Genomic DNA, 10,256 nt, shown 5'->3' on the forward strand with positions numbered 1-10,256 from the left:
ATGAAAAATTAATACATAAAAAATACTTATAACAAAAAAGATTTATACCATCCAATTTTATTTTTAAAATATAGACCTTAGTCACAGAAGGAAATAATCAAAATACCAAGCCATATCCTATTCCCATTTATTCTGATAGCGATGGAGTTAATAACGCCTAATGAGAGTCAACCTTCCTTCCCAAAATAGCCGCCTCAGAAACAGTACCGGCAACCAACGCGTTTGTTGATCCGTCATAATGAATATTGCCATCAACAATTAATAAAGCGCGATCAGCTATACGAGCGGCATCATCCAGATTATGCGAAACCATCAGTAATGTAAGCTGACGTTCATGGCAAACTTGTTCCAGCAATACCAGCATTTCATTACGCAGTGCCGGATCTAGGGCAGAAAAAGGCTCATCAAGTAATAAGATTGGTTGCTGACGAACCAGACAACGGGCTAATGCTGCCCGCTGCCGTTGTCCACCAGAAAGTTGAGCTGGTAGACGGCTAAGACAATCTTCCAACGAAACTTGAGAGACTATTTGCTGTAATGTCTGTTTCTGTGCGCTATTAAGGCGTAATCCGGGATGTAAGCCTAGCCCAATATTTTGCTCAATTGTCAAATGAGAGAAGAGATTATTTTCTTGAAATAGCATGGAGACCGGGCGTTGAGCTGGTGGCGTACTGGTATGATTTCTCCCATTCAGCCATAGGGAGCCTTTTTCTGCTGTTTGAAAACCAGCAATTAGGTTTAGGAGCGTACTTTTACCAGCCCCACTGGGACCCAGGATTGCGATACGTTCTCCGGCCTGAATTTGCAAGTCAAAGCGCATCACCAGATGTTCATAGCGGTAAGTCAGATTCTCAAGTTTAAGCATTATGTGGTCTCGGTAAGCGTTCAAGTAAACTAAACAGCATAAAACATAGTAATAACAGCAATAAAGCAGTGATCGCGCCATCCTGACTACGGTAAGCCCCGATTTGTTGGTAGAGATAGAAGGGCAGGGTACGGAAATCTTCATTACCAAACAGCGCTACAACACCAAAATCTCCAATGGACAGGACACAAGCAAAGGCCAGCGCTTGTGCCAGCGGAACTTTCAGTGCTTTTAGTTCAATCCAGCGCAGTCGGTTAATACCTTGAATATTCAGGGAGCGACACAGTGGATTATAGCGGGCCGCCAGATCTTTCATTGGATTATCCAGAACTTTCAGTGCATAGGGAATTGCCATCAGTGCGTTGGTTAAAATCACTAAACCATAGGGTGAACGGGGCAGACCAACGGTATCGTTGAGTAACAGAAAGAACCCTGTTGCCAGTACAATGCCGGGCATCGCCAGGATCAACAAACCACTTATTTCCATTGCCTGGCCCCAACGGGGGGAATAACGCAAGAATAGCTCGCGGCTGCTCCACAGTAGCATCATGGTGAATAAAACGCACAGTAACCCTGCGCCTAAAGCAATCATTACAGAGGTGATAAATGCCTGCCACAATGCAGGCTGGCGCAATACGTTAAACAGCCCGCTGTTAAGGCCATCCGCGACAACAGCTAGCAATGGCGGCACGAGTAGTAATAATGCTGCGGTAATTAACAGGCTGTCGCAGATTTTTCTCAACAAAGTATCCTGTGGATTACGCCATTGTTGTTGGTTGCTGTAGCCGACGGATAGCGCACTGTTAAGCTTCTGGCTGAGGAGCACAAGGCCAAGGCAGCAGATAATCTGAATCAACGCCAGTAACGCGGCCCGGTTGAGATCGTAGTCATAGCTTAACGCCTGATAGATTGCCAATTCGACAGTTGTTGCAGCAGGCCCGCCGCCTAATGCCAGCACGGTAGCAAAACTGGCGAAACAGAGCATAAAAATCAGTGCGCCAGTGGGTAGGATCTGGCGGCGTAGATAAGGCCATTCAACAAAACGGAAATGTTGCCATTCATTCATACCTAGCTGCGCCGCTAATTGCCGTTGTTCCACTGCGATGTTTTCCAGTGATTGCAGTAAAAGCCGTGTTGCTAATGGCATATTAAAGAAGATATGTGCTAGTAAAATTCCTGGTAAACCATAAGGGGTGAAATGGTAATCAATGCCGATCCATTCGCAGAACTGAGCCAGCCAGCCGGCTCTGCCATAAACCGTCAGAATGCCGAACAGAGCGACCAATACAGGCAAAACCAGCGTCATAGCGCATAGGCGGAGAAACAGGGTTCGGCCTGGAAAATGGCGGCGATAGAGTGCTCTGGCAAGAAAAATAGCCGGGATAACAGAAAACAGCGCCGACAAAAAAGCCTGCCAGAAGGTAAAACCCACCACATGCCACAGATAGCTATCTTCTGCCAGTAAAGACCAGTTATGTTCAGGCGCATTAGACCAAAGCGCACCGAATGCTAGTAAGGCGATCAATAGTAAAAGACCGGAGGCAATGGCCCCCGGCAACAGCCATCCGGCTATCAGCGGCTGACAGCGCTTTGCCATGCACGAATCCATTGGTTACGGTATTTTGCGACGTCTTCTGCGGGATATTGCAGCGATTTTTCAGGTATTGAAAGCTGTGAATATACTTCTGGAAGTGGAATATCAATGACCGGATACATCCAGTTAGTGGTTGGAATCTCCTGTTGGAAAGTTGGAGTCAACATAAACTGCATAAATTTCTGGGCAAGCTCCGGCTGCTTGCTGGAAGCCAGTTGTGCAGCCACTTCGACTTGCAGGTAATGACCTTCGTTGAAGGTAGCCGCAGCATAATCGTCTTTCTTCTCAGATAAGAGATGGTAGCCCGGTGACGAGGTGTAGCTCAACACCATATCGCCTTCTCCTTTCAGGAACAGGCCATAAGCTTCGCTCCAACCTTTAGTCACAGTTAGTGTTTTCTTTGCCAGTTTTTGCCAGGCTTGTGGGGCATCATCACCATAAATCTTTTGCATCCATAACAACAAACCTTGCCCCGGTGTGCTGGTGCGAGGATCTTGATAGATCACTTTCCAGTTATTGTGGCTATTGATCAGCTCATCCATGCTTTTTGGCGGGTTTGGCAAACTCTTTTTGTTATAAATGAAGGCAAAATAGCCATAGTCATAAGGAATGAATATCTGGTTATGCCATGATATCGGCAGCGCCAGCTTGCTGATATCTACTTGACTTTCAGTGAACAGCCCCGTTTGTTGAGCCGCTTGAATTAAGTTGTTATCCAACCCAAGAATAATATCCGCAGCAGTACGTTTACCTTCCATTCTTAGGCGATTGAGTAAAGAAACGCCATCTTCCAGAGCAATCAATTTCAGTTCACAATCACATTCAGCCTCAAATGCTTTTTTAATTGCGGGCCCGGGTCCCCATTCTGCGGCAAAAGAATCATAGGTATAGATTGTTAATACCGGCTTGGCCTGTACAACCTGACTCAATAGCAACATAGAGGCTGATAGGGCCGTCAGTACGATTAATTTGGAAAATAACGTCTTAAACACTTTGCTCTCCTTACATTAATGAGGATTGGCAAAGGATTTGAGGAAGCGCTAAACGGCAAGATAATGTCTGTGAAATAGTTAGCAGCTCAAATCCCTACGCCGGTATTTAGCCGGATCAGGTTCGGCGGGTTTACTCTCAGCAAGGCTGTTTTAAACAGCCAGCACCCCGTTGAGATGGCGCTATTGTAGAGATTTAGCTAGCGACTGCAAAGTCCAATGATAGAGGTTTACCACTTGAGGGTAGTGTGAAACAATTAGTCATCTTTCAAATTTAGTTTATCGAGGTAGTCTGGTGATCGATGATGATGGCTACCGCCCGAATGTAGGAATTGTAATTTGTAATCGGCAAGGCCAGGTTTTGTGGGCCCGGCGTTATGGGCAACATTCCTGGCAATTTCCTCAAGGGGGCATTAATCCGGGGGAATCACCAGAACAGGCTATGTACCGGGAACTGTATGAAGAAGTGGGTTTAGGTCGGAAAGATGTGCGCGTTTTGGCCTCTACTCGTAATTGGTTACGTTACAAATTACCCAAGCGTTTGGTGCGTTGGGATACACGACCTGTCTGTATCGGTCAAAAACAGCGGTGGTTTTTATTACAACTGCTCTGTAATGAAGAAGATATTAACGTGCAACACAGTAATACCCCGGAGTTCGATGGTTGGCGTTGGGTCAGCTATTGGTATCCTGTCCGGCAGGTTGTCTCTTTTAAGCGTGATGTTTATCGGCGCGTGATGAAAGAGTTTGCTTCGGTTGTCATGCCAATGCAGGAAAGCTCATCTCTGCCACGTTCTTCGTATTCTTATCGTCGTAAAAGAAGTTAGGTGAGTTCTATGCTCATGCGCTTACGGGAAATTGTTGAAAAAGTTGCTATGGCAACTAATCTGGCCGAAGCGCTTGAGCTATTGGTGAACGAGACCTGTCTGGCGATGAACACGGATGTCTGTTCTATCTATCTTGCTGATCATCAACGGCGGTGTTATTACCTGATGGCGACCCGAGGGTTGAGGAAACCCCGGGGAAGGGCGGTCAGTTTGGCTTTTGGCGAGGGAGTCGTCGGACAAGTTGGTCAATTGTCTGAATTGATTAATCTGGCTGATATCCGCAGCCATCCAAGTTTCAAATATTTGCCTCAAGTTAAAGAGGATAGCTTTCGCGCTTTTTTGGGCGTTCCGGTGGTCTATCGCCGCCAGTTGCAAGGTGTTTTAGTCGTTCAGCAGCAGGAACAACGCTTGTTTAGTGAAACCGAAGAGTCCTTTATGGTGACGCTTGCGACACAACTGGCGGTGATCCTTGCACAAGCTCAGACTAAGGGGTTGTTTGGTCAGTATCGGCAAACCAGAATTAAAGCGCTGGCAATTTCTAATGGCATCGTGATGGCTCAGGGATGGCAGGATTGTTCCCAACCCTCGCTTGATCAAATTTTTGAAGCTTCAACCCTTGATCATGCAGCCGAACGTTCTCGTTTGATTCAGGCGCTTGAAGATGCGACAGCAGAATGTCGTCGGCTCAGTAAACGTTTTACCGCGGGTTCTCAAAAAGAGAGTGCCGCGATTTTTAATCTTTATTCCTACCTTTTGAATGATCCTCAGTTGAAACAAGATCTGTTCTTCTGTGTTGAACAGGGGTCTGTGGCGCAATGGGCGGTTAAACAAGTTATAGAGAAATACGCAGAACAATTTGCCAGCTTGCAGGATGTTTATATGCGGGAAAGGGCATCGGATCTGCGGGCGCTTGGACAGCGATTATTATTTCATCTTGATGATTCACTGACTGCCAGCCATCAGTGGCCTGAATGGTTTATTCTGGTTGCAGATGAACTGAGCGCCAACCTATTGGCAGAAGTGCCGCAAGAAAGATTAGCCGGAGTTATTGTTCGCGATGGCGCTACTCATTCACATTCGGCCATATTAGTTCGAGCAATGGGTATTCCGGCCATTATGGGGGCAGATATCCAGCCAGAGCTCCTGAACAATCGTATGTTGATTCTTGATGGTTTCCGTGGAGAAGTTTTTATTGAGCCTGAGCCACTGATTTCGCAGGAATATAAACAGATTATTGAAGAAGAAAAAGCGCTTAGCAAACTGGCTGAGGGAGATGTTGATCAAGAAGCGCGGCTCAAAAGTGGCGAGCGCATTGTGGTTCAGCTTAATGCGGGTTTGAGCCTGAAATATGAGTTACAGATCAGCAATAGTATTGATGGTGTCGGACTCTATCGCACCGAAATACCTTTTATGCTGCATTGTGGTTTCCCGTCAGAAGATGAACAAAAAGCGCGTTATCATGAGATGTTGCAATTATTTCCCGATAAACCGGTGGTATTACGTACACTTGATATCGGTGCGGATAAACAACTGCCTTATATGCCGATTAGCGAAGATAATCCTTGTTTGGGATGGCGTGGTATACGGGTGACGTTGGATCAACCGGAGATTTTTCTTATTCAGCTTAGGGCAATGCTCAGAGCTAACGCTGATACGGGTAATCTGAAAATCCTGCTGCCAATGGTGACGAATGTAGAAGAAATTGATGAAGCTAAACGATTGTTAGACAGAGCGAAAGAGGAAGTCGAGCAAATTCTAGTGCGACAAATACCGATGCCTCAGCTCGGTGTCATGATTGAGGTTCCTTCGATGATTTTTCTGTTGCCACAACTTAAAAACAGAGTCGATTTTGTGTCTATCGGTACCAATGACTTAACACAATATCTATTGGCAGTGGATCGGAATAACACTCACGTCGCTTCTCTTTATGATTGCTTGCATCCAGCGGTAATTCGGGCATTAAAACTGGTATTTGAAAATAGCCAACGAGCAGATCTTACGGTCAGTATTTGTGGTGAAATGGCAGGAACTCCGATGGGGGCGTTATTATTGATTGGTCTTGGCTATCGCAGCCTGAGTATGAGTGGTTGTAGTGTGCCAAGGATTAAGTATTTATTGCGTCATCTGGAGTTGGCTCAGGTTGAAAAATTAATGGACGAAATACTACAAGCTGAAACCAGTCTAAGAATAAAGGAGTTGTCAGCAACGTTTATGGAGCGGCATGGGGTTGGCGGTTTGGTCAGAGGCGGCATTTAATCCGTTTAATGGCCTGTGCTATGATTCGCAATCACTTGCCTTAGGGCATTAATGCTAAATATTAAGTGGGGAAAGATGAGTAACAGCTACCTGGCATTTCCTAATATTGACCCGGTCATTTTTTCAATAGGTCCAATAGCCCTCCATTGGTATGGTTTCATGTACCTGGTAGGGTTTATATTCGCCATGTGGCTTGCGACACGTAGGGCAGCAAAACCCAATAGCGGCTGGGCAAAAAACGAAGTAGAAAACTTGCTTTATGCAGGGTTTGTTGGCGTATTTGTTGGTGGTCGTCTGGGCTACGTCCTGTTTTATAATTTCCCTGCCTTTCTCGACAACCCGCTTTATTTGTTTAAAGTTTGGGACGGTGGAATGTCTTTCCACGGTGGTTTGATGGGGGTTATCTGTGCAATGTGGTGGTTTGGTCGCAGAACGAAACGCCATTTCTTACAAGTTGCTGACTTCATTGCACCGCTAGTCCCTTTTGGCTTAGGTATGGGGAGGATCGGTAATTTTATTAACGGCGAGTTATGGGGACGTGTCACATTGGATACGCCGTGGGCGATGTTGTTCCCAAGCTCCCGTGGTGAAGATATCGCACTGGCTGCAACGGACCCTTCATTGCTATCGGTACTTGAACAATATGGTGTTTTGCCACGTCACCCTTCACAGCTTTATGAAATGGCGTTGGAAGGGATCGTTCTGTTCATTATTTTAAATTTATATATCCGTAAACCTCGGCCGATGGGCAGTGTTTCTGGTTTATTCTTAATTGGTTACGGTATTTTCCGGGTAATAGTCGAATTTTTCCGCCAACCGGATGCGCAATTGGGTTTATTCGACGGGATCAGCATGGGACAAATTCTTTCTATCCCAATGATCCTGGCGGGAATATTAATGATGATATGGGCATACAAACACCAAGGTAATAAGGTACAAGAGGTAAAATGAAACAGTATCTGGATTTAATGACAAGAGTGCTTGCAGAGGGCACTTCAAAGGCAGACCGCACCGGAACGGGGACTCTCTCCATTTTCGGGCATCAGATGCGTTTCAATTTGCAGGATGGTTTTCCGCTAGTGACAACTAAACGTTGCCATATCCGTTCAATTATTCATGAGCTTCTTTGGTTCCTGAATGGTGATACCAATATTAAATATCTGCATGAAAATGGGGTGACCATTTGGGATGAATGGGCGGATGAAAACGGTGATTTGGGGCCGGTATATGGTAAACAATGGCGCTCATGGGGCACCGCAGATGGTCGCCAGATTGACCAATTGAAAACCGTATTGGAGCAGCTTAAAAGCGATCCAGATTCACGTAGGATCATTGTTTCGGCTTGGAACGTTGGTGAACTGGATAAAATGGCATTAGCGCCATGTCACGCTTTCTTCCAGTTTTATGTTGCGGATGGCAAACTTTCCTGTCAGCTTTACCAGCGTTCCTGTGATGTCTTCCTTGGTTTACCGTTCAATATTGCCAGCTATGCATTGCTAGTTCATATGATGGCGCAACAGTGTGATCTGGAAGTGGGCGATTTTGTCTGGACTGGTGGTGATACCCATCTTTATAGCAACCATATGGAGCAGACAAAATTACAACTCAGTCGTGAACCGCGTTCACTGCCAAAATTGGTGATAAAGCGTAAACCGAAATCACTTTTTGATTATAAATTTGATGACTTTGAAATAGTCGATTATGACCCGCATCCAGGAATAAAGGCACCGGTTGCTATTTAGTTGTTTGGATATTAGCGATAATTTGGAGGGAGACTATTGAGTGTAAATTGTCTCCCTTTTAATTTTGATGATATAAACACAGACATGCAGAAGTAGAGAAAAAAGGCAGAGATCTACTTGGCAACTCAGAGTATTTGGAGCATAGGATGTTTATCATGAAAAATGGGATATCTGAATTGGAACGTGAGAAAGATCAGGCTGATATAAACGCAGAGCAGCAGGCCATAGCGTTGCTTAAAATCGCCATGCTGTCTAAGAAAGACATTATAGAAGGTAGAAAAATGATTCCCGAAGAAGCACTTCGTAGGCGCAAGGAACGTTGGGCGTGATATACCCGTTATCTTTCAAGTTGCCTCTTTGTTGGCTGCACTCACTCACCCCGGTCACATAGTTATCTATGCTCCCGGGGATTCGCTCCCTTGCCGTCGCGATGCATCTTGAAATCCATTGGGTATATACCACTATTGATTGCTATACTTAAAAATTGATCGTTATACTTAAAACAAGCTTCTCAATTAATTATTTTCTAGTCTGATATTATTTGTTTTTATAGAATAAATTAATAGTAATAACATCCTCATGTAAAGCACTCAATATTTTCTTTATTATGCCCATGAAGCTTCTTCCTCATAGCCATATAATCTTACAATGTATGGCAATAATAAGAAATAAAAATAACTATTCTCTTTGATTTTTGCGAAGCTCTACGCAATTTAAATGTAACAATGATAGATTATTATTTTTTTATTGATGCACTCTCGCATAAGATTCAAATTTATATTCATTTTGTTTTGGAAATAAGTAGAATGTCTTACTAAAGGAAACAAGGAATTATTAATGGTAAATAATATGAACATAATCGGTCATTATAATATTGATAATCAATTAGGTTTTTCTCTATTGGAATTGATGATCGTTATTGTTTTGGTTGCAATATTTTCCTTATGGGGTGTACAGGAATGGGGCTATCACCAGGAAAGAGCCAGATTACAAGAATCAGCACAAAAAATATTAACATTTATAACCAGACAACAATCTTTAGCAAATTACCTGAATAAAAGAGTCGTGTTGTGGTTGAAAATAGGAAAGGACTGGTGCATAGCGCTCTCTAATCCGGTATTGGCTGATTGTGATTTGGAAAATGTTGAGGGAATAAGTTCCCCTTATCAAGATGTTATTATCAGTTCAGCAACCAAGGATCAGATAGAGTTTTATGGAATAAGAAACACCATGATACCTGCGAGTTTTATTTTGGCGAATTCCGCAGGTGAAATATCTATTATTTTTTCTTCACGAGGTAGGATAAGATCATGTAGTAATAATAAATTTAACCAAATTCCAGCTTGTGATTAATTATATTTTTTTCACTAAAATAAGCGATACTTTATTGTAACAATGAAATATAAAAATCAATCTGGAATGACATTATTAGAAGTTATTGTAGCAATGGCTATTGGTAGTATTATTTTACTAGCGATTGCTAAAAGTTATCCTATTTTAACTAAACAAATAATGGAGTTATATCAGAGATATCGTTTAGGCTATTTCGTTAAACAAACATTGCATATTATAGAAAAAGATATTCGCCGTGCTGGATATTGTCAGCATTATTGTGATGGAAAGCCAATATTCATCGATAATAAAAGTGATGAGAGTGAGGATTCATGTCTGATTATTGCATACGATCTTAACATCAATAGCCAATGGGAGCCGCCAGAACACAGTGAATCGGAATTCTTCGGCTATCGCCTTAACAATAAATCAGTCGAGTGGAAAAGGGGGGCGGGCAATTGTCAGGAAAATGGCTGGGAAAGGCTGTTTGATCCAAATGAAATAGTGGTAAATTCTTTTAAAGCTGAGAAATTACCCGCAAAAGATGGCTTAGTTTTTATCAAATTGACGCTTATTGCACATTGGTTTAAACATCCATCGATAAACTACCAATATCAGTCAGTAATACGTTTGCGCAATATCAGGGGATAAG

10 protein-coding genes and 1 riboswitch are annotated in these 10,256 nt (G+C 43.5%); of the genes, 7 read left to right on the plus strand and 3 right to left on the minus strand.

The features are described 5' to 3' along the window. Positions 1–157: 157 nt before the first annotated feature. The 3 genes from thiQ to thiB are packed head-to-tail and all read right to left on the minus strand — an operon-like array spanning position 158 to position 3,451. The gene (thiQ, locus tag V2H77_RS18250; RefSeq protein WP_341499932.1) at positions 158–865 is read right to left on the minus strand and encodes a thiamine ABC transporter ATP-binding protein ThiQ; all 708 of its coding nucleotides are present in this window, start codon (positions 863–865) and stop codon (positions 158–160) included. Beyond that, positions 858–2,462, minus strand: coding sequence for a thiamine/thiamine pyrophosphate ABC transporter permease ThiP (gene thiP / locus V2H77_RS18255; RefSeq protein WP_341499933.1), 1,605 nt, complete (start codon positions 2,460–2,462; stop codon positions 858–860). The genes thiQ and thiP overlap by 8 nt, the downstream gene beginning before the upstream one ends. Next, entirely contained in the window at positions 2,438–3,451 is a 1,014-nt protein-coding gene (gene thiB, locus V2H77_RS18260) for a thiamine ABC transporter substrate binding subunit (RefSeq protein ID WP_341499934.1), read from the minus strand. Before thiB ends, thiP begins: the two co-directional genes overlap by 25 nt. Before the next feature lie 73 nt (positions 3,452–3,524). Continuing rightward, positions 3,525–3,630, minus strand: a riboswitch (TPP riboswitch). A 113-nt stretch (positions 3,631–3,743) separates the two neighbouring features. Between thiB and rppH the strand changes: the two genes are divergently transcribed. The 7 genes from rppH to V2H77_RS18295 all read left to right on the plus strand — a co-directional run bounded on the left by rppH (position 3,744) and on the right by V2H77_RS18295 (position 10,255). After that, on the plus strand, positions 3,744–4,274 hold the full coding sequence (rppH, locus tag V2H77_RS18265; protein ID WP_036776955.1) for an RNA pyrophosphohydrolase: 531 nt from the start codon (positions 3,744–3,746) through the stop codon (positions 4,272–4,274). Between the two features lie 9 nt (positions 4,275–4,283). Next, entirely contained in the window at positions 4,284–6,530 is a 2,247-nt protein-coding gene (ptsP, locus tag V2H77_RS18270; RefSeq protein ID WP_341499935.1) for a phosphoenolpyruvate--protein phosphotransferase, read from the plus strand. Positions 6,531–6,605: 75 nt separating this feature from the next. Next, the gene (gene lgt, locus V2H77_RS18275) at positions 6,606–7,481 is read left to right on the plus strand and encodes a prolipoprotein diacylglyceryl transferase (protein ID WP_049583720.1); all 876 of its coding nucleotides are present in this window, start codon (positions 6,606–6,608) and stop codon (positions 7,479–7,481) included. Then, positions 7,478–8,272, plus strand: coding sequence for a thymidylate synthase (gene thyA, locus V2H77_RS18280; protein ID WP_341499936.1), 795 nt, complete (start codon positions 7,478–7,480; stop codon positions 8,270–8,272). Before lgt ends, thyA begins: the two co-directional genes overlap by 4 nt. Before the next feature lie 146 nt (positions 8,273–8,418). Further along, entirely contained in the window at positions 8,419–8,601 is a 183-nt protein-coding gene (locus V2H77_RS18285) for a hypothetical protein (protein ID WP_341499937.1), read from the plus strand. A gap of 508 nt (positions 8,602–9,109) precedes the next feature. Next, positions 9,110–9,625, plus strand: coding sequence for a prepilin peptidase-dependent protein (locus V2H77_RS18290; RefSeq protein WP_341499938.1), 516 nt, complete (start codon positions 9,110–9,112; stop codon positions 9,623–9,625). 42 nt (positions 9,626–9,667) lie between these two features. Next, positions 9,668–10,255: a prepilin peptidase-dependent protein gene (locus V2H77_RS18295; protein ID WP_341499939.1), complete on the plus strand. Its 588-nt coding sequence runs from the start codon at positions 9,668–9,670 to the stop codon at positions 10,253–10,255. The last annotated feature ends 1 nt before the right edge of the window (position 10,256 follow it).

Origin of the sequence: Photorhabdus sp. P32 (genome assembly GCF_038085095.1) — a bacterium.
Taxonomy (GTDB): domain Bacteria; phylum Pseudomonadota; class Gammaproteobacteria; order Enterobacterales; family Enterobacteriaceae; genus Photorhabdus; species Photorhabdus luminescens.

Coding starts and splice junctions, on each gene's coding strand:
- thiQ (WP_341499932.1), bottom strand. CDS start 865: ATGCTTAAACTTGAGAATCTGACTTACCGCTATGAACATCTGGTGATG.
- thiP (WP_341499933.1), bottom strand. CDS start 2,462: ATGGCAAAGCGCTGTCAGCCGCTGATAGCCGGATGGCTGTTGCCGGGG.
- ptsP (WP_341499935.1), top strand. CDS start 4,284: ATGCTCATGCGCTTACGGGAAATTGTTGAAAAAGTTGCTATGGCAACT.
- lgt (WP_049583720.1), top strand. CDS start 6,606: ATGAGTAACAGCTACCTGGCATTTCCTAATATTGACCCGGTCATTTTT.
- thyA (WP_341499936.1), top strand. CDS start 7,478: ATGAAACAGTATCTGGATTTAATGACAAGAGTGCTTGCAGAGGGCACT.
- V2H77_RS18285 (WP_341499937.1), top strand. CDS start 8,419: ATGTTTATCATGAAAAATGGGATATCTGAATTGGAACGTGAGAAAGAT.
- V2H77_RS18290 (WP_341499938.1), top strand. CDS start 9,110: ATGGTAAATAATATGAACATAATCGGTCATTATAATATTGATAATCAA.
- V2H77_RS18295 (WP_341499939.1), top strand. CDS start 9,668: ATGAAATATAAAAATCAATCTGGAATGACATTATTAGAAGTTATTGTA.